Source organism: Flavobacteriaceae bacterium GSB9 (genome assembly GCA_022749295.1).
Lineage (GTDB): Bacteria > Bacteroidota > Bacteroidia > Flavobacteriales > Flavobacteriaceae > Flavisericum.
Genome location: CP062007.1, coordinates 3193185 through 3216521, shown reverse-complemented (window position 1 = coordinate 3216521; position 23337 = coordinate 3193185). Strand labels below are relative to the sequence as shown.

Sequence of the window (23337 nt, the reverse complement as noted above, 5' to 3'; positions counted from 1 at the left end):
CTAATGAAAACAGTAAGTCGATTCGATAAGGCAATAAAAAAACTATACAGTGCATTTCATAATGACACATTAAACCCTGAATGCTGTAAACAATGTGCAGTGGGAAACATTTTGGATAACATGGAGAGTTGGAAACACTTTTCTGATGACCACGGAAGTTTAAAGCTGAATTATATTGGTCAAGTTAATCAAGCGTTTGGCAAGCGTTTTAACGGCTACACACCTGTAGAGTTATTAAATATAGAACACAACTTTTTAAAAGCCTGTGGTTATCAATTACCTTATCAACATTCAAATTTTAAGCCCAAAAATCCCACCGACAAAAATGTTTTGTTTGATGGCTTGGTAGCTGTTATTACTTATTTATGTAAATTGGACGGCATACCAAACGTAATGGATTATTACAAACTTTTTGAAACAAACAGCACCTTACCTATTAACAACATCGATACATCAAAAATAAAAGTAGCGCCCCTTCCCTATTAAAAACCAGAAGTTTACATAAAATACACTATCTTTATATACCCCTTCTTTAAAGAAAAGTAACTTATTAACCAACCAATTATATGAAACCAGCTATTTTAATTTTTGGGGTAGCACTTTGCGCTATTTTGAATGCTTGCAACTCAAATTCGAAGGACAAGAAAACTTCTGAATTTGATTATGAACCTGTAAAGGAAATTACAGTCGACCCGAGCGAACGAGGCAAATACCTAGTAGACACCAACGGATGTCACGACTGCCATACACCTAAAAAGTTTTCAGAAAAGGGAATGGAAGAAAACCAAGATTTGTTGTTGTCGGGACACCCGTCAGGTGAAAAATTAGCCCCATATGATGCTAAAACGGCAAAATCTTATGTGCTTTTTTCAATGGGACTTACATCTACAACTGGGCCTTGGGGAACTTCCTTTGCAGCTAATTTAACCCCAGATGAATCGGGCATTGGCACTTGGACTGAAGAACAATTTATTAATTGCATTAGAAAGGGGCTTTATAAAGGTCTTGAGGGCAGCAGACCCCTACTTCCTCCAATGCCTTGGAAACACTATTCGAATTTTACAGATGATGACCTAAAGGCTATTTTTGCTTATCTAAAAAGCGTGAAACCTGTAGAAAATGTGGTTCCGGCACCCATACCACCAACTATTTAAAATTATCCTACCATTATAAAAAAAGCCAACACTAATTAGCGTTGGCTTTTTATCTATTTTAATCTATCCCAGTTAACACTGAGATTAATTAGTGTTTATCCACCAAAATCATCAAATCTGATGTTCTCGTCTGGAATTCCAAAATCCTCTCCCATTTTCTGAACTGCTTTGTTCATTAATGGCGGTCCACAGAAATACAATTCTATATCTTCAGGAGTATCGTGTTTGCTTAAATAATTATCGATCACACAATTGTGGATGAATCCTACGAAACCATCTCCTTCTTCATCATGTATGTCCTTTTTAACCTTCCAGTTATCTTCTGGTAACGGTTCAGACAGGGCTAAGTAGAACTTAAAGTTAGGAAATTTACGCTCCAAATCATAGAAGTGCTCTAAGTAGAACAACTCTCGTTTAGAACGACCACCGTACCAATACGTTACGGTTCTTCCTGTTTCTAAAGTTTTGAATAAGTGGTATAAGTGCGAGCGCATTGGTGCCATACCTGCTCCTCCACCTACGTAAAGCATCTCGGCATCACTCTCGTTAATAAAGAATTCACCGTAAGGTCCAGAAATAGTTACTTTATCACCTTTCTTTCTTGAGAAAATATAAGATGAAGCCACACCTGGATTAACATCCATCCAACCATTTTTGTTTCTATCCCATGGCGGCGTTGCAATACGTACATTCAACATAATATCCCGACCTTCAGCTGGGTAGGAAGCCATTGAATAGGCTCTTTCAACAACCTCATCGTTTTTCATCACTAAAGGCCAAAGACCAAATTTATCCCATTCTTCTTGAAATTTATCTGGTGTTTCATGCTCTTCGGGATGCGCAGTGATATCGATATCTGAATATTTAATTTCACACGGTGGAATTTCAATTTGAATATATCCTCCCGCTTTGTAATTCATATCCTCAGGGATACGCACTACGAATTCCTTAATGAAGGATGCCACATTATAGTTACGAACAACTTCGGCTTCCCATTTTTTAATACCAAAAACTTCTTCAGGAATGGTAATTTCCATATCCTGTTTTACTTTTACCTGGCATGCCAAACGCGCTCCATGCTGTAGTTCTTTTCGTGTAAAGTGTGGCGTCTCTGTTGGAAGTGCTTCACCGCCACCTTCTAACACATGGCACTCACATTGAATACACGTTCCACCACCACCACATGCAGATGGCAAAAATATTTTCTGGTTACCCAAAGTTGATAAAAGCGACCCCCCTGAGCTTACTTCTATTTCTTTTTCACCATTAATTTTTATAGTTACCGGACCAGACGGCGATAGCTTTTGTTTTACGAATAATAACAACCCCACCAATAGTAGAGTCACTACTAAAAAGGCCGCTACGGTTGCTAAAATTGTTCCTAATGTACCTGCTGCTAATATCATATTACTCGTTTATTGTAGTCGTGTTTTTAGCTAATTTGTTGTCTTGTTTTTCTTTTACTTGCTCAACGTTTGCAGTCTCGGTTTTCTCTTTACCTTCATCGTCACCACCTGTTAACATACCACCAAAACTCATAAAACCAATGGCCATTAAGCCTGTAATGATAAACGTGATTCCTAAACCTCTTAATGGTGCAGGAACGTTAGAATAGCGTATTTTTTCACGAATGGCTGCAATGGCTAAAATAGCCAAGAACCAACCAATACCTGAAGAAAAACCATAATTAAAAGCTAAACCGATGGTTTCTATTTCTCTAGACTGCATAAAAAGTGATCCACCAAGAATGGCACAGTTTACCGCAATAAGCGGCAAGAAAATACCTAAAGAGTTGTATAGTGATGGTGAAAACTTCTCGACAACAATTTCTACCAATTGCACCATAGTTGCAATCGTTGCAATAAACATAATAAAGGAAAGGAAACTTAAATCGTAATCAGCATACTCGGCTCCCAACCATTTTAAAGCACCCGGTTGTAAAATATATTGGTCTAATAACCAGTTTACCGGTACGGTTACAGCCAAAACGAAAATTACGGCTGCCCCTAGACCAACTGCGGTACTTACCTTTTTAGATACAGCAAGGTATGAACACATTCCTAAGAAGGTGGCAAATACCATGTTATCTATAAATATTGATTTGAAAAATAATTCTATATGTTCCATATGTTTTTAGTATTCAGTATTCAGTATTCAGTATCCAGTAGAGCTCACTGTGACCGCCAACTGTTTTACTAATTTTAATGATCTTCTATTAAATCTTTGTTTTTACTGCGTTGTACCCAAATAATGATTCCAACCACGATTAATGCCATTGGCGACAACAACATAAACCCGTTATTTTCATAGCCTATAGCATACAATCCGGTTTTCTCTATAGGATCTCCCAAAACTTTAAAGCCCAATAAAGTACCTGAACCTAGAAGCTCCCTAAAGAAACCTACTATAATAAGAATAACACCATAACCTAAAGCATTACCAATACCGTCTAAGAACGATTTCCAAGGACCATTACCTAATGCAAAAGCCTCAAAACGTCCCATGATAATACAGTTTGTAATAATTAATCCAACAAAAACCGAAAGTGTCTTACTCAATTCGTAGGCAAAAGCTTTTAAAACTTGGTCTACAATAATTACAAGAGCAGCTACTACCGTTAGCTGAACGATAATTCTAATTTTTGATGGTATAATGTTACGCATTAAAGAAATAACAACGTTACCAACGCCCAATACGAACATTACCGAAATAGCCATTACAATAGAAGCTTTCAACTCTGCTGTAATTGCCAAAGCCGAACAAATACCCAAAACCTGAATGGTAATTGGATTATTATCCGCTAAAGGATCGGTTATTAATTTGGCATCTTTTTTTGATAAAAGTCCCATACGTTTTAGTTGTTTTTAAGATTATCGAAATAAGGCTTATAAAGCTTAAGGTCGCTTTTAATCATAGCTGTAACGCCATTACCTGTAATGGTTGCTCCAGCAATAGCATCTACCTCATTATCTGTTTTATTTTCATTTTTTGGATCGGCATTTCCTTTAGCTACTTCAACTCCCTTAAAGTTCCCATTTTCTCCCAAAAGGTGCTCTCCAATAAAGTCGTCCATAAAAAAACGCTCTTTGATATTGGCACCCAAACCTGGTGTTTCCCCTTTGTGGTCAAAATAAGCGCCTTGAATTACCATGTTTTTATCCATGGAAATATAGCCCCAAATGGCATCCCAAAGCCCTTTACCATAAATAGGTGCTATATAATACATCTGTCCATCCTTTTCGCCAACAAACAATGGCAACCTTCTTTTTGAAGCATCACCTTTAGCTTTTTCTTTTTTGATATCGATTAAGTACGCCTCATCGTTCTCGGATACGTTACCATCTTCAATAACAATTTGCTTGATAATGTACTTATTAAACAATTCTGGAGCTACATCAGTGGAAACAAAGTTGGCACTGTTTTCATCGTTTTCGTTAACCCCCATGGCGTAAAGAATGTTTTGTTGTTTTTCCAACTCTACATTCTTGGTTATTGTAGGCTTGAGAGAAGCTGCCGTAAAGGCCAACAATGCGCCTACTACGATTACCATTCCTATGGCAAACAATATGGTATATACGTTGCTATCTGTTTTATTACTCATTTTTAAGCTGTTTTTGCCTTTAAACGTTTCATTCTTTTCTTAACATTACCCTGTACTACGTAATGGTCTATTGTTGGTGCAAATACGTTCATCAATAAGATGGCCAACATCACACCTTCTGGGTAAGCAGGGTTGAACACACGGATTAAAATCGAGATAAAGCCAATTAAAAACCCATAAATCCATTTCCCTTTGTTGGTTTGCGAAGCGGTTACTGGGTCGGTTGCCATAAATACAGTACCAAAAGCAAAACCACCAATTAATAAGTGGTGCCAGAATTCGGTACTCATTAAACCGTAAAATTTACTACTTTCTGAAATCCAACCTGCATTTACAACACCATTGAATATTAAGCCCATAACAAGCGCTCCTATTACAGAAGACAACATAATCCTCCAGCTACCTATTTTGGTAAAGATTAAAAATAAGCCTCCTATAAGGATTAAAAATGCCGATGTTTCACCTATTGAGCCGGGTATCATTCCAAAGAACATATCGGCTAAGGAATAACCCGCTTCGTTCCCTTGGGCCAAACTACCTAAAATGGTTTCACCAGAAATGGCATCAACATTAGCACCACCAGCTATTTCCTGAGTGCGCTCTACTGCTCCGTGCACCCATACTTTATCTCCAGACATCCAAGTTGGATATGCAAAAAACAAGAATGCTCTAATCGTTAAAGCCGGATTAAGTATGTTCATTCCCGTACCTCCAAAAATTTCTTTTCCTATTACAACGCCAAAGGCCACAGCAACTGCCAACATCCAAAGCGGCAAATCTACAGGAACAATTAGCGGCACAAGCATACCGGTTACTAAATACCCCTCTTCTACTTCGTGTCCTTTTATCACAGCAAATAAGAATTCAATCGCTAAACCTACACCGTAAGACACAATAACAAGCGGTAATACTTTCCAAAGACCTACAACAAGATTATCCCAAGTCCAGAACGATGACCCCAAAAACCCATCGGCCGATTGGATATCACCTAATGCCAAATGATGTTGGTAACCCGCATTGAACATACCAAAGATTAAACACGGCACCAATGCCATGATAACTGTATTCATGGTACGTTTTAAATCGTCTGCCGCTTTAATATGCGTACCACCATGGGTCGTTTCATCTGGTAGAAATAAGAACGTATGCAATGCATTGAAAGCAGGAGCCATTTTTTTGTTCCTGTACTTTCTTTTTAAAATATGTAATCTCTTTTTCAGTTTCATTATCCTATCTCTTTAAGCATTAAATCTAGGCCTTCTCTTATTATTTTTTGATGTGGTTGTTTAGACACACAAACAAATTCTGTTAATGCAAAATCTTCTGGTGCAACCTCGTACATTCCTAACGCTTCCATTTCATCCAAATCTTTATACATACAAGCTTTTAAGGTCTGCATTGGATATATATCCAAAGGAAAAACTTCTTCGTAGTTTCCTGTTACTACAAAAGCTCTGTGCTCGCCATTTGTATTAGTATCCAAATCGTACTTTTTCTTCGGGTTTAACCACGAAAAAGTAAATGCTCTAGTGGTTGAAACCTTATCGAATACAGGTTTGTTCCAACCAAATAGTTCGTAATCATCACCTTCAGGAATTACTGTAATAATATTGCTGTAATAGTCTAGACTGCCATCTGGCTTAACTTCTTTTCCAGTCAATACATTACCAGATATAATACGGTCTTCACCTCTTTTGTGTACACCATCTTGGTCTACTATGGTAGAAACATCGCTTCCGATTAGCGTTTTGAAGTATTTTGGTTTTTTAACCGAAGAACCGGCCAAAGCAACGATACGCTCGGCATTGAACTTCCCTGTTAACAACAACTCTCCAATAATCACCAAGTCTTGTGGATTAACGGCCCAAACCGTTTCGCCTTTGTTGACAGGGTCTATTTTATTGATTTGCGTGCCAACATTTCCCGATGGGTGCGGCCCCGAAACCTTGTGCAAGGTAATACCCGACAAACCTGCAAGCGGAGAATTGGAATCCTTACCAACAGAAACATGAACTTTTCCTTCGGTAAGCTTTCCTAAGGCAGTAATTGCAGCTTGCAACTCAGTCTCTTTACCTTTAAGTGTAAAATCCAAATCGGCTGCTAATGGTGCACTTGCATAACCAGAAATAAAAATAGCTTTTGGCGATTTATCTGGGTTTGCAATAACGTCGTACGGACGCTGTTTAATAAAAGGCCAACAACCCGATTTTAAAAGATGTGCTTTTAATTCTTCCGGCTCGGCAGCCTCGAAATTGAATTTACCAAAATCTTCACAAACCTGAGTCTTATCTGCTTCGATTTTGATAGCATCAATTCGTCTTTTTGGCCCTCTAACAATCTCAGTTACTTTTCCAGAAACTGGAGATACAAATTTCACAGCCTCATTACTTTTGTTATAAAATAAAACGCCCCCAGCTTTAACTGAGGTACCTTCTCTTGCAACAAGTTTTGGTGTAACGCTATGAAAATCTTCTGGTCTTACGGTGCAATATTCACTGATAGTAGCCTGTTCAACGGTTTTTTCAGCTTCACCTTTAAGTTTAATGTCCAGACCCTTTTTAATACGAATGTCGTTTGACATATTTATTTTTATTGAAATTAGTTGTCTAAAAATCGCTGCAAAAATACGAATTTCTTCAGTAAAAAAATGCAATGTTTTACAGAGTTTGTTATTTGTATTCATTCTAAATAATCAAATATCCAAAAGGCATAGATTTTGCATATCTTTACATTTTTTACACCAAAAACCACATGAAAGACATCCTAACATTCAGCTTGTTTACAACTATTGTATCTATTTGCGGGTTTGCGCAAGTAGAAGAAACAGTACCGCCCGATTATATTAAAACAATAAATTTTAAGGGCGACACACCTGAAACCCAATTGCCAATTCTGAAACTAGGCGAGTACTTGGTTTTAGAGTTTGATGCTCTTAATGGGAATGAAGACGACTTTTATTATAAAATCGAGCACTTTAACTACGATTGGACACCTTCTGTTTTGGTACGTTCAGAATTTATGGATGGCTTCGACAACCAACGTATTCGCGATTACGAAAACTCATATAACACTTATCAGATCTACTCCCATTATAAATTGACGATTCCTAATAGTTTCACCAAAGCACTCAAAGTATCAGGGAACTATTTACTCTCCATTTACGACACCAGTGGCGAGCTTGTGTTTTCACGAAAGTTTATGATTTATGAAGACAAATCGAATGTTGGCGTAAGCATAAAACGCTCAAGGGACATACAATATATCGAGGAAAAACAACGGGTCGATATCGTAATAACCCCACGGGGCATGCGGCTAAACAATCCCAAACAAACCGTAAAAGCCATGATTATTAAAAATAACAATTTGCACAATGTTATTTCCAATTTAAAACCACAATACACTATAGGCAATCAGCTCATTTACAAATACGATACCGAAACCAGTTTTTGGGGTGGAAACGAGTATTTTTTCTTTGAAAACAAAGATGTTAGAGCGGCCAATACCGGCATTCAGTTTATCGATTTAAAAGACCTTTACCACAACCACCTTTACACCAATATTGTTCGTGCTAACCGGCCGTACACCTACAACCCCGACATTAACGGAAATTACGTTATTCTAAATATCGATGCTGAAAACCCCAGCATTGAAGCTGATTATGTTTGGGTACATTTTTCGTTGGAAGGGAAAGAACAACTAATTGGCAAAAACATCCATGTTTATGGAAATTTTAACAATTACGTTATCGATGAGTCTACAAAACTAGAGTATGATGATACCAACAACGTTTTTAAAAAACCCATTTTATTGAAACAAGGGTTTTATAATTACAAGTATGTTGTGGTTAATGGTGACGGTAGCATTGACGAAGGCCTTATAGATGGAAATTTCTACCAAACTGAAAATAATTATAAAGTTTTGGTTTATTATAGAGATTTAGGCGCTCGTTACGACCAAATTATCGGAATTGGTGAAGGCAACTCGGTTAATATCTCGAACTAATCGCTCATTTCAACTAATATTTTAACGATAGATGTTAAATTTTATCAAATCAACTTAATTTTAATTATTTTAGCACCCCAAAACGCTTTGTATATCAATAGTTAACATGGTTCAACAAGTTACAAAAGGCATTAAAATTTCGGTAGAAACCAATTACGAAGGCTCATTTTATAAAAATTATAAAATACAGTACGCCTTTGGCTATACCATAACCATTGAAAACCAAAGCAAAGATTCTGTACAACTCAATGCACGCCACTGGGAAATTATGGATGCGCTCAACAACATTGAGACCGTTTCGGGCGAAGGCGTTATTGGTAAAAAACCAGTTTTAAAACCTGGCGAATCGCACACCTACACTTCGGGGTGCTTACTAACATCGCCTTTTGGCGCTATGCAAGGCCATTACAGTATGGTAAACTTCACAACTACAAAAAAGTTTTTGGTAACCATTCCTACTTTTAAGCTCAGCGCGCCATTTGCTATAAATTAGCCGCCACCCTAAAGAAGGCTCAATCACTCTTTTTTACCAATCTTCAAAATGGTAAAACTATTCCTTTCTATTAAATCGAAATACTTTACCATTTTGTTTAACATGGAAAAATTTACAGTTTGAATAATGCACAAACTCAAATTCGGAAAAGTAATCGAACCCTTCATCTTCAATCCAAAACACATCTTGCACATCTATATTCCCGTATGGAGAAATACGCTTAAAATGATACTCTACAGTGTGTCCATTATGGTATAATTCAAACCAAGCACCTGCCGCAATACCCGATAACCATTGGGCATTATCGTGCAATCCATCAACAAATTTAGGCTTTAAAGTTCCAACAAAATTTGGTACGTGGTTCTTTAGTTGGTCTAAAAAGCACCGTATATTTACGCTAGTTTGCGATTCTTTAAATTCTGAAATCACACCATTTTCCGAAACTTCATAAACACGATTTTCGGTAGTGGCCAACACTACATTCCCCACCGTACTTGGTGTAAACCATTTCGATTTTTCAAGTTTCTTTTTTATCGTTTTATCGGTAACAGAAGCTATTAAACTATCGGTAACAAAACGGGCGCAATTACAGGCGTTCTTTATAAAAGCTGCATACCTAATAAAATGCTTATTTTGCATTTGGGTAATGTGCGCTCTTGCCTTTTTATAATCTACGGCATCGCAAACTGAAGCTATTAGTTTACCGTCGCCATGAGTCAGTTTTGGGTTTGTAGCTAAAAACCTTAAAATTTCATCTAAATTAGAAATTTTACCGTTTTCGATATTAGCTTTGAGCGGAAAATCGAGTTCGTTGTCGGTATCTTTTCCGCGAACACGACCTGTTGGCTCGGGAGTAATGTAACGACCAAAATCGTGGTACTCTAAAAGACCCGTTTCCTTATTTATCAATACCAATGCCGCATGGCCGGCACGCAAGTAGTTTTTTTTACCTATCCCCACATAACGCAAAAAAGGCGAAAACCATTCCTTTGAAACCATTACAATGGTTTCTGGGTAGGCCAGGGTTAAAATAATTCCGGTATTATTCATTTACAGTTTCGGGAAGTTTAAACAGTACTTTAGAGGCCTTATTGTTTTGAAGATTTTTATAAGCCATTTCCACCTTCTTTTTTTGCTTAACCACTTGAGTGATACTGGTAGTTTTCACAAATCCACGATCCATAATAACGCCATAATCATTATTGCCATTGCCCGCAGTTTTGTGAAATGCAATAAGCGTATCGGCACTTAGTGCATTATTCTTTTTAAATTCTTCGAACCATTGTAACCGTTCTGCTTTCATTTTTGGAGAATATAAGGTTGAAGAGGACCACATTTTTATTTCCATGGGTAAATCTCTAAAGTATTTTTTTTTGCCATCCCAAACCCATTCAATAAATTTTAAGCCTGTATTCCAATCGGCTATTACCATAGTAAATGGCTCTACGTTTTCTAAATCGTAAATGGCTGTTGTTTCAAAGGCATTTTCCGCGGCCAAAATATCTTTTGCTATAAGGCCTCGGCTTTTCCCTTTTTCTAATTGCCGTTCATGGTATTCAAAACCGCCGTTCAATACACAAACCACCCGTTTTTTTTCACTTACCCCCACCCATGTTCCACCAGACTGCTCATCTTTTGGAAATAGCAGTTTAGCACCTTGAAATGTATAAAAACTGGGTGCTAGTGAGTTTCTATCGGGTGCCTCATCCCTATTTGTGGTTAACACAAAATCGTTGTTTTCTAATGGAAAAATGGTTACGGTACACATAAAACCTGTAGTCTTAAAACAGATGAGCAACTTACAAAAAATTAATAAACTTCGATAAGTGTTTAACACACCGGGATTATATAAATCATGCGAAAATCGTTAGTTTTGTTATCATTTGATAAGTATTTTTATACCAAAATTTAATACTGAAAAATCATGGGAGAAGGTTTCTTTAACGTACCAATCGCCAAAAACGAGCCAATACAATCTTACGCCCCCGGTACACCCGAACGCCAAGCTGTTTTGGAAGCTTATGAAACTATGTATAACAGCCAAATTTACATACCACTGTATATTAATGGCAAATATGTTACTACCACCCGCACACAAACCATTACGCCTCCCCACGAACACCAACATATTGTTGGGCAGTATTATTTGGCTGAAGAGGAGCACATCGAAGACGCTATTTCAAGCGCTCTAGAGGCCAGAAAAGTTTGGAGCCGAACACCTTGGGAACACCGTGCAGGCATTTTTTTAAAGGCAGCTGAATTGATTGCCGGCCCATACCGTGCCAAAATAAATGCCGCGACCATGTTGGGGCAGTCGAAAAACATTATTCAATGCGAAGCCGATGCGGCCTGCCAGCTCATAGACTTCTTGCGTTTTAACGCGCAGTTTATGACGGATATTTACACACAACAGCCCGAAAGCACCAACGCTGCATGGAACCGCATGGAATACCGTCCGTTGGAAGGCTTCACCTATGCCGTTACGCCGTTCAATTTTACTTCTATTGCTACCAACCTTCCCACCTGTATGGCTCTCATGGGCAACGTAGTGATTTGGAAACCGAGTGACAACCAAGTCTATTCGGCAAAAATTGTTATTGACGTTTTGGAGAAAGCCGGGTTGCCTCCAGGCGTTATAAACGTTGTGTTTGGTGACCCCGAGATGATTACCAAAACGGTACTATCCAATCACCATTTTTCTGGGCTACATTTTACAGGTTCCACCTCCGTATTTAAAGAATTATGGAAACAAATAGGCAACAACATTACGCACTATAAAACCTATCCTCGTATTGTAGGTGAAACCGGAGGGAAAGGCTTTGTTTTGGCCCACCATTCGGCCGCACCCAAAGAAGTAACCACAGCCCTATCGAGAGGCGCTTTTGAGTTTCAAGGTCAAAAATGCAGCGCGGCATCACGCGCCTACATCCCCAAAAGCATTTGGAACGATGTAAAACAACAGCTTTTAAACGATGTAAAATCCTTTAAAATGGGTGCACCCAATGATATGGGGAATTTTATTAACGCCGTAATTCACGAAAGAGCCTTCGATAAACTGGCCAAATACATTGATAACTCTAAAACCGACAAAGAAGTAGAAATTATTGCCGGCGGCACCTACGATAAAAGCAAAGGGTATTTTGTTGCTCCCACGGTTATGGTAACCCGAAATCCTAAGTACGTTACCATGTGCAAAGAATTATTTGGCCCTATAGTTACCATTTACGTTTACGAGGATAACGCTTACGCGGAAACCTTGCAACTAATCGATGAAACGAGCGACTATGCATTGACTGGAGCCATTTTTGCTACCGACCGGTACGCCATTGCGGAAGCCACCGAAGCTTTAAGAGACAACGTTGGCAACTTATACATTAACGACAAATGTACTGGAGCCGTAATTGGCCACCAACCGTTTGGAGGCGCGCGTGCATCGGGCACCAACGATAAAGCTGGAAGTATGCAAAACCTCTTGCGCTGGGTTTCACCACGACTAATAAAAGAAGTTTTTATTCCACCAACAGATTATCGTTATCCGTTTTTGGCTGAGTAGCCCATTTCTTAAAAAAAGACTATTTTATAAATTGAAAACAAAGGCTGTAAATCTTGCAACTGTTTTTATTGAAAACTCTTTTTTATGTTGTAATATTTTTCAGTTATCTTAGTAAGCAACTAAGATCTATTTGAGATAAATATAATGGAGCTAAACACCATTGTGTTTAGCCATACGTTGGCTACAATCTGAAATATGATTTCAATAAAAAGTGAAATAATAGGAGTTTTAAAACAAGACAAACAATTTGAAGATTGGTGGGAAAGCGAACCAATTAAAGTTCCATTTTTTGACAAAAAAAACTTAAAATCAATTTTATAGGTTTAGAACCAGAAAGTGACACTGAATTTATCCGAGAAGCTGATGAAGCTCTAAAATTGTTTTTAGAAAAGTCAGAAGTTGATAAACTTTTAATTTCAAATCTCGTGCATAAAAATTGCTTTGACTTTCTTAATGCTGTTAGGTTTAATAAAGCTGACCAAAATCTTTGGGATATAAAAGATAAAAATCAAATATGGGATTTTGCTCACCCAACTGGCATTCTCATTTCAAGAAGGCCTTACCAAGACCAAGATATATTTGGATATAAATTGCGAATGTGATTGGGAACAAGAACATGGATTACAATTAGTTTTCAGACAAGGAAAAAACTAACAAGAGTTAGCCAAATTGACGGGCATCTGACTGATGCTGATGCATAAGGAAAACCTGATGGTGAAGATATATTATTAAGTCAATTTAAAAAAAACGGAGTGAGCACAAAATTGAACTTTCCTGAAATAGGTTGACTAAAAATTAAACCATTAATTATAGTCACTTATGAAAATAAAAAAAGACCACTGCGAAAAAAGAAGCTACCAGAAAGTAACTTTAGAGACCAAACTTTTAGTCGTTGAACAAATTCTAACCAGGCACATCTCTAACAATCAAGCTTCCAAAAAATATGATGTCCCTAGAACAACCATTGTCTATTGGTTAAGAAAATACAGTACCTTAGTGCAACAAAACAATGGTATGAGCAAGGACGATGAAATAAAAAGCTTAAAGGAAAAGATTGAAGAACGCACTTATCTAATTAAATAAAAACGGTAGGCAACAATGGTAACCGTTGAACAAGTTCTTTTTTTTTTACAAATAGAATATAAAAAGCCCTAAAAAGTTTTTTATTTCATCAGCAAACAACCTACTCAACCCATATTTTTTTACTGACACTTCCATTTGCAGAATGCACCTTAACAATATGTGCTCCAGGTTTTAAATGTACGGGAATGATTTCGTCTTTTCCAGATTTTAATTTTAAATCAAAAACATCTTGCCCCAAAATATTGCACACCTTAACACCCAATAAACGCAAACCACTTTGGTTAACGATATTTAAAGTCGACTGCTTGGCATTATAATACATAGAAACCTTATTTAAAGCACTTTGTTTTTCAACATTTAAACTTAAATTATTTATAGAATTTTGAAAAACAAGTGCAAACCTATCGTTATAAACGCCAGGACTTAAAAATAATTTAAAAGTATTATCATTAATATCAAAAACCTCTCCAGTTAACCTATCCTTTATGTAAACCTTTAAGTTTTCCTCAACATTTTCTAAAGCATCAAGTTTAATTTTAACGATACCCGATTGCTTCACTTTTATCCCCAAGTTGAATCCGTTTGTGTTTTCAAATCTATCGACACCCTGAATTACAAACTTTTTACCACTAAAATACCAGTACATATCTTCTTCAGCAACATCGGCCATAAAAGCATCATAGCCCACATCGAAGCCTAAAGAGGCTCTACGATTCGCCCCCAACACAATTTGCCTGTGATAGCCTAATGGCGACTCATACATCAATTTAATAGTTGGAGTTATCTTGGCTAATCGACTTTCCTTTTTCCTTTCCGATTTAAAAAAGAGCGATGATGAACCATCTTCAACGGCATATACCCGTTGACTATTTTTAAACACAATACTGCCGCCATCAACTGTTAAAATCGGTGTACCATTATCATTATCGAAACCATCTAAAACCGTACTTACAAAAAAACCTTGGTTTACAGACACATACGGGCCTGGCACTTTTATACCCGTTGACAAATTATCGTTTATCCTATAATCGTTGGAAATAGCCACGGCACCACCTGTTAAATTACGTGTGGCATAACCACCAACATACGCTTTCAACACATGTGAGTTTTGCTCACCAAAATGATCCCAAAAGTATAGCGCCCCGTTAAAAACGGTTCCTGAAGGGTTATTTCCTCCATCTGCAACACTCAAGTTATCGAGTATAAACTCGGTGACATCTAGGGCTGACGGATAAGGATTCCCAACAAGCCGCTCCACTTCGCCAGAAGATTTATCTAATGCCAAGGTAATATCGCCGTTATTGGGCAAACCAACAAACACGTAATTTTGTTCTTCAGAAATGGAAACTTCACCAGAAGTACCTTTCATGGTAAAACCCTCGCCTGGCAACAGGCTTGTGTTTTCACTTATTTTTTCCCATGCATTTTGATCCTCGGCCGGTCCATAAAATTTATACAACCAGTATGAACTGATGGTTTTTGCAAAACCAGAGGGAGGTGGCGTACCATCACTGGCGGTTGGGGAAACACTGTACAAAAGGGGCTGGTATGTCCCAGAAATGGAACCATCATTCATAACCCCAGCTATGGTATGGTTAGCATTCGAACTAGAAACCCCGGTACCCCTAGTGGTTATATTGCCAGTAATTGGCCCCACCGAAGAGCACCAAAAGTTGTAATTAAAGGCATTGGCCGTGCCTTGCTGATCGCGTTCTATATGGCCACCGCTATCGGCATCAACAATACTGCCTTCTGTTTGCACCAATTGGGATTCCCCAACCAAATCAATTACCCCATCAATTTCCAAATAGTTGGTTACCGTTAATGCCTGCCCCGAATTGGTTTCATCTTGGGCATCTATTGGGTCGGCAATGGTTAATATCCCATCTGTTTGAATTAACCCCAAAACCGAAACATCACGATTACCCGAGGTAATATCGTGGCTTATTTCAACAATATTCCAGTCAATAACCGTACTCCCATCTAAACTCACCGAATTTGGAAGAATTTGATCAGTATTATTGTTCCAAGTTGCAGCAGTATCCCAAGCACCATCTGCCGAAGAAATGTAAGGCACTGGAACGGTTTGCGTGTCTACAATTTCTTTGTCTTTATCCAAATACTTGATTCTTAAAAAATTCCTGTCATCCGTATGTCCCTCAACGGTGGTGCCGTAAAACGAATTAAAATCGTAATACGCCTTTAATTCACTCCAAGGAATGGTTGCTACTTCATTACTGAACGATGCTTGCGGAAGTACTTTACCTGTAACAAAATCACCTGTTCCCTTCTCTATTTCTTGATTCATTAAATAGCGCACCTGTTCTTCGGTAAGTCCTTGATTCCAAACATAAACCTCATCTATTTTACCTAAAAATGGGTTGATAATATTATCCTTATCTTGATACAAAGCACCAAGTGAAAAATGGTTGTAATTTGGACTGGGTGCCACGACATTTTGTTCAGATTTATCAAGCACACCATCCACATAAATAAAGATGGTTCCGCTATTGTAAACAAAAGTTATTTGATGCCATTTATTATCTGTTAATGCCATGGTTGAAGTAAACCTTGGCGTTACGGTATCCTCAATTACAACCTCAATTTGGTGGGCCGCATTTAACCGTAGCTGAAGTTTATCGCCCTTAGCCATGATAGTTCGGGTACTTGTTTGACTGGCATCAGCTTTCACCCAAGAGGATATTGTAAAATCGTTGATATTCAAATTGGTATTTTTTTCACCGACCAAAAAGTCACCGGAAGCTATTGAAATGGAATGGTTTTCCAATAGTTTTGAAACTTTACCAAAGGTAAAATATTTGGTACCATCAAAATCGTACCAAGTTTGTAAATTTCCCAATCCATCCGGTTTTAACGGAATCACATCAATGATATCGCTGTTATTAAAGCTATCTGAATCAGCCACAACCAAGGCATACTCCTCATCTGCTCCCAAAGCAAACCCACTAAAAACATCTTCGGGAATTGAAATATACACGGTCCCTACATCGCTGGTCACCTCGGTCGATTCAATGATTTTCCACTGCCTTAAAATTCTAGTTAACGATGTTGTAATACCAGAACTTATTGTAATGGTGTTCGAGCCACTAGCCGTATACCCCAAATTGTTACTGCCCCAAACCAAAAAATCGCCATCATTTTCAAATTCATTAACATTGGCACTATTCGTAGTAAAAATACCATTTAAACCAACGGTAACCTCGTTATCTACATTTAAGGTTTTTGATTGCTTTTGGTTTAAATCGGAGATTGAATCACGAGCAATACCCGCTACGTGGTAATTATACCCCGAATTGGCTGAAATATCCCAAATCACAGTTCCAAAGGAATTGATATAATTTTTTTGGGCCTCTGTTGAAGCTCCCAAAGTAATACCGTATTTTATGGCGAGATAAGATTCTATTTTCTGACGGTCGGTATCCGATACGCGTTCGGCAAAAGTGAAAATTTCGGCCACACGTCCATTAAGATTCCCCATTGAGGCATTTAGGTTTTTACCTATATTATAAGGCGTTCCCAACGTAATATCTGGATCAGGTGCCGTATCGATAAAGCCAACATTTTCAAAAGTTGAAATGGTTTGAGTAGGACTTAAGGCATCATCAATACTATTGAATAAAATACGCATCCCATCGGAAACTGTGGCAGACTTATTACCCACATTTATAATACCTGCCACATCGTAAGCTCTTGCCGATGATGCTAGCAAGACATAATAAGGATTTGTTGTTGAAGACCCTTGGTTGTACCACAAACGTTCACCAGAGAGATTAGCCGTATAATCACCCAAGCCCACTCCTGTAACATCATTGGCATCATCCACATAATTTTCGGGCGCAATAATATCAGAAATTGAACCAGAAAAAATGGTCATTCCACTGGAACTTGAAACATCAACATCAGATTCCATGACAATAAAAATATCATGGCTGTAAAACCCATTATCGGCATTGTATAGATACTGACTAATGCTGCTCCCATCATTTTGGAACTCAATAACCGGATTAAAGTTTATGTTTGACGCAGCGTTATCCAAATATGTGGGCTGGTTTGCCGAAGCCGTTTGAATGGCATCCTTTCCATTGGTGCCTATGTCTGCCCATTTAGAAAGCTTATTGCTAACATCATCTTTAGTAATCCCTCTAGTGGATTTTAACCACAGCCTAAAATCGGCCGTTATACCACCAGGCCCAGGAATATTGAAATCGAACATTTCTGCACTTACATTAAACGTAAATGTGGTATTGGCCGTATTGGAAATACTAATGGTAGACGTTAATGTTCCCGTGCCCCCTATAGGCGCAAAAAAAGTAACCGGCAAAACAACATACGACCCCGCATAAACACTTGCCGTTAAAAAATCGGGCGTAACCAAATCAGGCAAAACCACATAAGGCGCTGGTGTTATAGGCACCACAAAATCTATCGAAGAACTGGATATAGAAGATATTTCCATTGGGCAGCTTCCAGTATTGGCAATAACATAATAGCGCGTAATGGTACTCCCTTCATCCACTATACCAAAGTACGTACCGTTAACCGCCGAAGTAGTTGTAGATCCATTGAGTATATCTGCACTTGGACTTCCCCCTAATAAATTAATTTCAGGATTACCATTTACCGAAAATGAAAAAACAAAATCAGGGTCTTGCTTCACCTCAATGTTAATATCGGTTGATGCCCCACAATTACCACTAATGTTGGTAACCACAAAATCGATATATTTTGTTTTACCCTTACAGTCGTCATTATCAACATTACTGGGAATTTTATCTGTTGAAAGAGAAAAATCGATTGTATTGTTAATACTTATGGATGCAATTTTTACTTTATCACAATCCATTCTATTATTTGTAATTCTAAACGTAATTACATTTCCCGCGGTAATGAATACTGTTGCCCCATCGCTAACCGAAGTTCCCCCTAAAACATTTACATTAATATCTTGGGCGTTACTTAGGCATGTTACTGAATAGAAAAGTATAAAAAACCAAAAACACAGGTTTTGTGAAGTGAGAGAATTTTGCATGAGAGAATTGCAAATGTTAATATTTCCCCAAACATAAAACTTTTTTTCAAACCAAAACTGATTAAATGCATTTTTTTTAGACCAAATACACTTTTTCTTAACAAATAGAACGAAACATATAAATTTAAAACAGCAAAACAACATGTGGCACAAGAATTGTTAAAGCGAGGCGGATTTTAACCAAACCGGCGAAAAAATATCATTTTGTTTAAAACTCCTTTATGATTATAAGGTTCTCTTCTATTTTCGATAATGATTGGGTTTTACAGAAAAATTATAATCAAAAAAATCACTAAATTTAACATCAAAAAGCGGCATATTATTTGCTGTCTGTTTGTTATGAAAAAAACTATTCTTCTATTCGTTCTGCTACCTTTTATTGGCTTTGCCCAAGCAAACAAATTAATGCGGCAAGCCAGCCGCACTTCAGATTTAAACGAAAAAATAAAACTTTACTCCCAAGTTATAGAATTGGAACCCAAAAATCTAGACGCCTATTTTTATCGGGCCCTGGCCAAGAACGATATGGGCGATTACCGAGGTGCTATTGTAGATTACTCTAAAATTATTGTAGATGAGCCCGATGCCGATACTTACTATAATCGTGGAAATGCCCGATTTAGTATCAAAGATTTTACTGGCGCTAAAGAAGATTATGCCAAAGCCTACATGCTCGACGATAAATTTATTGATGCACTTTACAGTTTGGCTTGTGTAAAATTTGAATTGGGCGAATACGAAACCGCCATCAAAGATTTTGATAAGGTTATTAAAGAAGCGCCTACCCACCCAGACACCTATATTTTAAGAGCTTCAGCGCACCGTGCGCTTGAAAATAATGACGAAGCCATTAAAGACTATACCACCGCCATTTACATCGAACCTACAGCCGATGCTTATTACAACCGCGGAGCCTTTTACATGGACATAAATTATTACCAAAACGCCAATGACGACCTGACTAGAGCCATACGTTTAAACAGCAACCATGCTTTTGCTTACTTTTACCGCGGAGCGTCCAATTTGGTGCTGGGTAAATTTGAAAAAGCCGTTGAAGATTTTAACAAAGCCATAGAATTTGATGCTACCGATTTTGATGCCCATTTAGGGCTAGCCATGTCATACTATAAACTGAACAATACGACTAAGGCTAAAGCGTTTTTTGAACGGGCCAATAACATCCTTTCCATAGGGGACGATGTAAACCATATTGACGCATACAGCAATACGTATTGGTTTCAAAACCAGTACTATTATTTTATAAACAATATCAGTAAAATTGCTAAGTTGAACTAATTAACCTTTGTACTTCAAAGGTAAATGAACCACTTTTTTGGTTTCAAAAAAATCTTCAGAATAAAAATCACTTAAATTGTATATGGTCGTAGTCCTGTAGTCTTTAAGTTCTTCGGTTAAATCACCTCCTTTTAAATAAAGTATACCATTTTTAAGTTCGTGATTTTGGGCTTTAGCAATTTTCCCTTTTACCCACCGCACAAAAGTTGGCATAGCAGCAACAGCACGGCTTACAATAAAATCGTATTGCCCATTGATATCCTCCACACGACTATGCGTAGTTTTTACATTAGAAAGCCCCAGCCCCTCAACAACCTCATCAACCACTTTTAATTTTTTGGCTATGCTATCCACTAAATGGAAATCACTATCGGGATGTAAAATAGCTAATGGAACACCAGGAAATCCACCACCAGTCCCAACATCCAAAATTTTTGAACCTGGCTTAAATCCCGTAACTTTGGCAATACCCAGTGAGTGCAGCACATGACGTAAATATAATTCATCAATGTCTTTTCTTGACACCACGTTTATTTTTAAGTTCCAATCTTGATATAATACTTCTAGCTTTTTAAACTGTTCTATTTGCCTTTCGGTGAGGTTAGGAAAATACTTTAAAATAAGGTCCATTGATGTTAAATTTTCAACAAAAATATGCTTTTTAAATACATATTTTTACAAAAAATCGTTACAACTTAACTTTGTTTATACCTATCTTTGCCCTTGGGTATGATCAATCGAAATTTAAAAATTAATCATATTAAAATACCAACATGACTAAACAAGCACTTTCGTTTTCAAGAAAAGATTCTGCTAAATTTTTCAGGACATTAAACAAAAGGGTTAACGATTACTTTAAAGAAAACAAAGTAAAACGTACCGGTAATTGGAAAATATGGGTTAAAACCGTAGTAATGTTCTCTTTATTTTTAACACCTTATTTTTTATTACTGACCTTAGATATGCCTGGTTGGGCGCAATTGCTGCTTACCGTTGTTATGGGAATTGGCATGGCTGGCGTGGGCATGAATGTTATGCACGACGGCAACCATGGTTCGTTTTCTAACAAAGCCTGGGTTAACCGCTTGATGGGAAGTAGTATTTACATCCTTGCCGGGAATGTTTACAACTGGAAAGTACAGCACAACGTACTGCACCACACCTACACCAATGTACATGGGCACGACGAAGATTTAGATGCTGGTAGAATATTACGATTCACCAAACACTCTGAGTGGAAATGGTACCATAAATTTCAACATTTCTATTCGGTTTTACTTTATGGATTGCTAACCATCAACTGGGCTATTACCACCGATTGGTTACAAATGAAACGCTATATGAAGCGTAAATTGTCTTATGGAAAATTCCCGAATCCAGTTTGGAACTGGAGTAAATTGGTGATATCAAAAATTATTTATGTCGCCATCTGGATTGTTATTCCCATGTTAATCTTAGACATTGCTTGGTGGAAAATCCTTATCGGCTTTTTTGTAATGCATTATACTGCCGGCTTAATTTTAAGTGTTGTGTTTCAATTGGCACACGTTATGGACGAAGCCGAAATGCCACTTCCTGAAAAAGATGGCTCGTTAAAAAATACTTGGGCCATCCATCAACTTAAAACCACCATCAATTTCAGTACAAAAAACAAAATTGTCAATTGGTTTACTGGCGGATTGAATCATCAAGTTGAACATCATATTTTTCCGCACATTAGCCATGTGCACTATACCAAAATTTCAAAAATAGTTAAAGAAACAGCAAAGGAATTTAACTTACCCTATAACGAATATAAAACAACCCGCAGCGCCATTATTTCCCATTTTAAGTATTTAAAGGAAATGGGGAGAAAACCGGCGTTGCAAGTCTAATCATAATTTATTTACCTAAATTACATGCAATTACTATCTGATAGAATTTTAAACATGGCAACCTCTGCTACGTTGGCCATGGCTGCAAAAGCGAGAGAATTAAGAGGCGAAGGCAAAGATATTATTGGTTTAAGTCTTGGTGAACCAGACTTTAACACACCAGATTTCATAAAGGAAGCCGCTATCCAGGCCATTAACGACAATTATAATTCATACTCGCCAGTTGATGGATATGCCGATTTAAAGGATGCCATAATCACCAAGTTTAAACGCGACAACAACCTTACCTACACCCCATCGCAGGTTGTAGTATCAACAGGTGCCAAACAATCGTTATTTAATGTTGCTGGTGTTATGATTAACGATGGCGACGAAGTTATTTTGCCATGCCCATATTGGGTAAGCTATTCAGATATTGTTAAATTATTTGGAGGTGTTCCAGTAGAAGTTAAAACTACCATTGCTACAGATTTTAAAATGACAGCCGAGCAATTAGAAGCTGCCATTACCCCAAAAACCAAAATGATGTGGTTTAGCTCACCATGTAACCCAAGTGGTTCGGTGTACAGTAAAGAAGAACTTAAAGCGTTGGTTGATGTATTGGTTAAACATCCAGATATTTATGTAGTTTCTGATGAAATTTATGAGCACATTAACTACGGACAAGGCCACACAAGCATTGCCAATTTTGAAGAGATGTACGATCGTACCATTACCGTAAATGGTGTATCGAAAGCGTTTGCTATGACCGGATGGCGTATAGGGTATATTGGTGCTCCAGAAAAAATAGCCCGTGCTTGCAACAAATTACAAGGCCAAGCCACTAGCGGTGCCAACTGTATTGCACAACGTGCCGTAATTACTGCTTGCAATGAATCGCCAGAAAAAGTAAAATACATGATCGATGAGTTTAAACAACGTCGCGATTTAATTTTAGGCTTATTAAATGAAATTGAAGGCTTTAAGTGCAACGTACCCGAAGGTGCTTTTTACGTGTTCCCTAATGTGACCCACTTCTTCGGAAAAACCTTAAAAGGCAAGAAAATAAACAATGCTTCAGATTTTTCATTATTCCTTTTGGAAGAAGCGCTTGTAGCTACCGTTACCGGTGAAGCTTTTGGAAACCCAGATTGTATCAGGATTTCTTACGCGGCCTCAAACGAGCAAATTATCGAAGCTATAAAACGTATTAAAGAGGCTGTAAGCTAAACTTTAATTTTATAAAATGAAT

At 37.7% G+C, this 23337-nt stretch carries 19 protein-coding genes; 9 read left to right on the top strand and 10 right to left on the bottom strand.

Annotated elements, in window-relative coordinates; all coding sequences use genetic code 11:
- Positions 1–3 precede the first annotated feature (3 nt).
- Together GSB9_02867 and GSB9_02866 are read left to right on the top strand one after the other, a co-directional pair.
- Positions 4–486, top strand: a complete 483-nt coding sequence (locus tag GSB9_02867) for a Na(+)-translocating NADH-quinone reductase subunit F (GenBank protein UKM66286.1) — start codon at positions 4–6, stop codon at positions 484–486.
- A gap of 80 nt (positions 487–566) precedes the next feature.
- Positions 567–1154 carry a c-type cytochrome gene (locus GSB9_02866; protein UKM66285.1) on the top strand — a complete coding sequence of 196 codons (588 nt, stop codon included), beginning with the start codon at positions 567–569 and terminating at the stop codon, positions 1152–1154.
- 95 nt (positions 1155–1249) lie between these two features.
- Here the strand turns inward: GSB9_02866 and nqrF are convergent, their stop codons facing one another.
- The 6 genes from nqrF to GSB9_02860 all read right to left on the bottom strand — a co-directional run bounded on the left by nqrF (position 1250) and on the right by GSB9_02860 (position 7336).
- Complete coding sequence (nqrF, locus tag GSB9_02865; GenBank protein UKM66284.1) at positions 1250–2560, bottom strand: NADH:ubiquinone reductase (Na(+)-transporting) subunit F; 1311 nt, start codon at positions 2558–2560, stop codon at positions 1250–1252.
- A 1-nt stretch (position 2561) separates the two neighbouring features.
- A complete protein-coding gene (gene nqrE, locus GSB9_02864; protein ID UKM66283.1) occupies positions 2562–3281 on the bottom strand; it encodes an NADH:ubiquinone reductase (Na(+)-transporting) subunit E in 720 nt (239 codons plus the stop codon).
- Positions 3282–3355: 74 nt separating this feature from the next.
- Complete coding sequence (locus tag GSB9_02863; GenBank protein UKM66282.1) at positions 3356–4003, bottom strand: NADH:ubiquinone reductase (Na(+)-transporting) subunit D; 648 nt, start codon at positions 4001–4003, stop codon at positions 3356–3358.
- A 5-nt stretch (positions 4004–4008) separates the two neighbouring features.
- Positions 4009–4755, bottom strand: coding sequence for a Na(+)-translocating NADH-quinone reductase subunit C (locus GSB9_02862; GenBank protein ID UKM66281.1), 747 nt, complete (start codon positions 4753–4755; stop codon positions 4009–4011).
- A gap of 2 nt (positions 4756–4757) precedes the next feature.
- Positions 4758–5981 carry an NADH:ubiquinone reductase (Na(+)-transporting) subunit B gene (locus tag GSB9_02861; protein ID UKM66280.1) on the bottom strand — a complete coding sequence of 408 codons (1224 nt, stop codon included), beginning with the start codon at positions 5979–5981 and terminating at the stop codon, positions 4758–4760.
- The gene (locus tag GSB9_02860) at positions 5981–7336 is read right to left on the bottom strand and encodes a Na(+)-translocating NADH-quinone reductase subunit A (GenBank protein UKM66279.1); all 1356 of its coding nucleotides are present in this window, start codon (positions 7334–7336) and stop codon (positions 5981–5983) included. Before GSB9_02860 ends, GSB9_02861 begins: the two co-directional genes overlap by 1 nt.
- Positions 7337–7506: 170 nt before the next feature.
- Here GSB9_02860 and GSB9_02859 point away from each other — a divergent pair, with 170 nt between their 5' ends.
- Complete coding sequence (locus tag GSB9_02859; GenBank protein ID UKM66278.1) at positions 7507–8757, top strand: DUF5103 domain-containing protein; 1251 nt, start codon at positions 7507–7509, stop codon at positions 8755–8757.
- Positions 8758–8863: 106 nt separating this feature from the next.
- The gene (apaG, locus tag GSB9_02858) at positions 8864–9250 is read left to right on the top strand and encodes a Co2+/Mg2+ efflux protein ApaG (protein ID UKM66277.1); all 387 of its coding nucleotides are present in this window, start codon (positions 8864–8866) and stop codon (positions 9248–9250) included.
- Positions 9251–9307: 57 nt separating this feature from the next.
- Here the strand turns inward: apaG and GSB9_02857 are convergent, their stop codons facing one another.
- Both GSB9_02857 and GSB9_02856 read right to left on the bottom strand, forming a co-directional pair.
- Positions 9308–10300 (bottom strand): hypothetical protein, encoded by a 993-nt coding sequence (locus GSB9_02857; protein ID UKM66276.1) that lies wholly within the window; start codon positions 10298–10300, stop codon positions 9308–9310.
- Positions 10293–11018: an NRDE family protein gene (locus tag GSB9_02856; protein ID UKM66275.1), complete on the bottom strand. Its 726-nt coding sequence runs from the start codon at positions 11016–11018 to the stop codon at positions 10293–10295. Before GSB9_02856 ends, GSB9_02857 begins: the two co-directional genes overlap by 8 nt.
- A gap of 156 nt (positions 11019–11174) precedes the next feature.
- Between GSB9_02856 and pruA the strand changes: the two genes are divergently transcribed.
- Together pruA and GSB9_02854 are read left to right on the top strand one after the other, a co-directional pair.
- A complete protein-coding gene (gene pruA, locus GSB9_02855) occupies positions 11175–12803 on the top strand; it encodes an L-glutamate gamma-semialdehyde dehydrogenase (protein UKM66274.1) in 1629 nt (542 codons plus the stop codon).
- Between the two features lie 819 nt (positions 12804–13622).
- Entirely contained in the window at positions 13623–13886 is a 264-nt protein-coding gene (locus tag GSB9_02854) for a hypothetical protein (GenBank protein ID UKM66273.1), read from the top strand.
- Positions 13887–13986: 100 nt separating this feature from the next.
- Here GSB9_02854 and GSB9_02853 read toward each other — a convergent pair whose 3' ends face one another.
- A complete protein-coding gene (locus GSB9_02853) occupies positions 13987–18936 on the bottom strand; it encodes a T9SS type A sorting domain-containing protein (protein ID UKM66272.1) in 4950 nt (1649 codons plus the stop codon).
- Positions 18937–19341: 405 nt separating this feature from the next.
- On the opposite strand from GSB9_02853, the gene GSB9_02852 reads away from it, so the two are divergent.
- The gene (locus GSB9_02852; GenBank protein ID UKM66271.2) at positions 19342–20232 is read left to right on the top strand and encodes a tetratricopeptide repeat protein; all 891 of its coding nucleotides are present in this window, start codon (positions 19342–19344) and stop codon (positions 20230–20232) included.
- On the opposite strand, the gene rsmG is transcribed toward GSB9_02852, so the two are convergent.
- Positions 20233–20862: a 16S rRNA (guanine(527)-N(7))-methyltransferase RsmG gene (gene rsmG, locus GSB9_02851; protein UKM66270.1), complete on the bottom strand. Its 630-nt coding sequence runs from the start codon at positions 20860–20862 to the stop codon at positions 20233–20235.
- 143 nt (positions 20863–21005) lie between these two features.
- On the opposite strand from rsmG, the gene GSB9_02850 reads away from it, so the two are divergent.
- The gene (locus tag GSB9_02850; GenBank protein UKM66269.1) at positions 21006–22106 is read left to right on the top strand and encodes an acyl-CoA desaturase; all 1101 of its coding nucleotides are present in this window, start codon (positions 21006–21008) and stop codon (positions 22104–22106) included.
- A gap of 24 nt (positions 22107–22130) precedes the next feature.
- Entirely contained in the window at positions 22131–23315 is a 1185-nt protein-coding gene (locus GSB9_02849; protein UKM66268.1) for a pyridoxal phosphate-dependent aminotransferase, read from the top strand.
- Positions 23316–23337 lie beyond the last annotated feature (22 nt).

Excerpts from the sequence above, each read along its gene's own strand:
- GSB9_02867 (UKM66286.1), top strand. The coding sequence starts at position 4 with ATGAAAACAGTAAGTCGATTCGATAAGGCAATAAAAAAACTATACAGT.
- GSB9_02866 (UKM66285.1), top strand. The coding sequence starts at position 567 with ATGAAACCAGCTATTTTAATTTTTGGGGTAGCACTTTGCGCTATTTTG.
- nqrF (UKM66284.1), bottom strand. The coding sequence starts at position 2,560 with ATGATATTAGCAGCAGGTACATTAGGAACAATTTTAGCAACCGTAGCG.
- nqrE (UKM66283.1), bottom strand. The coding sequence starts at position 3,281 with ATGGAACATATAGAATTATTTTTCAAATCAATATTTATAGATAACATG.
- GSB9_02863 (UKM66282.1), bottom strand. The coding sequence starts at position 4,003 with ATGGGACTTTTATCAAAAAAAGATGCCAAATTAATAACCGATCCTTTA.
- GSB9_02862 (UKM66281.1), bottom strand. The coding sequence starts at position 4,755 with ATGAGTAATAAAACAGATAGCAACGTATATACCATATTGTTTGCCATA.
- GSB9_02861 (UKM66280.1), bottom strand. The coding sequence starts at position 5,981 with ATGAAACTGAAAAAGAGATTACATATTTTAAAAAGAAAGTACAGGAAC.
- GSB9_02860 (UKM66279.1), bottom strand. The coding sequence starts at position 7,336 with ATGTCAAACGACATTCGTATTAAAAAGGGTCTGGACATTAAACTTAAA.
- GSB9_02859 (UKM66278.1), top strand. The coding sequence starts at position 7,507 with ATGAAAGACATCCTAACATTCAGCTTGTTTACAACTATTGTATCTATT.
- apaG (UKM66277.1), top strand. The coding sequence starts at position 8,864 with ATGGTTCAACAAGTTACAAAAGGCATTAAAATTTCGGTAGAAACCAAT.
- GSB9_02857 (UKM66276.1), bottom strand. The coding sequence starts at position 10,300 with ATGAATAATACCGGAATTATTTTAACCCTGGCCTACCCAGAAACCATT.
- GSB9_02856 (UKM66275.1), bottom strand. The coding sequence starts at position 11,018 with ATGTGTACCGTAACCATTTTTCCATTAGAAAACAACGATTTTGTGTTA.
- pruA (UKM66274.1), top strand. The coding sequence starts at position 11,175 with ATGGGAGAAGGTTTCTTTAACGTACCAATCGCCAAAAACGAGCCAATA.
- GSB9_02854 (UKM66273.1), top strand. The coding sequence starts at position 13,623 with ATGAAAATAAAAAAAGACCACTGCGAAAAAAGAAGCTACCAGAAAGTA.
- GSB9_02853 (UKM66272.1), bottom strand. The coding sequence starts at position 18,936 with ATGCAAAATTCTCTCACTTCACAAAACCTGTGTTTTTGGTTTTTTATA.
- GSB9_02852 (UKM66271.2), top strand. The coding sequence starts at position 19,342 with ATGCGGCAAGCCAGCCGCACTTCAGATTTAAACGAAAAAATAAAACTT.
- rsmG (UKM66270.1), bottom strand. The coding sequence starts at position 20,862 with ATGGACCTTATTTTAAAGTATTTTCCTAACCTCACCGAAAGGCAAATA.
- GSB9_02850 (UKM66269.1), top strand. The coding sequence starts at position 21,006 with ATGACTAAACAAGCACTTTCGTTTTCAAGAAAAGATTCTGCTAAATTT.
- GSB9_02849 (UKM66268.1), top strand. The coding sequence starts at position 22,131 with ATGCAATTACTATCTGATAGAATTTTAAACATGGCAACCTCTGCTACG.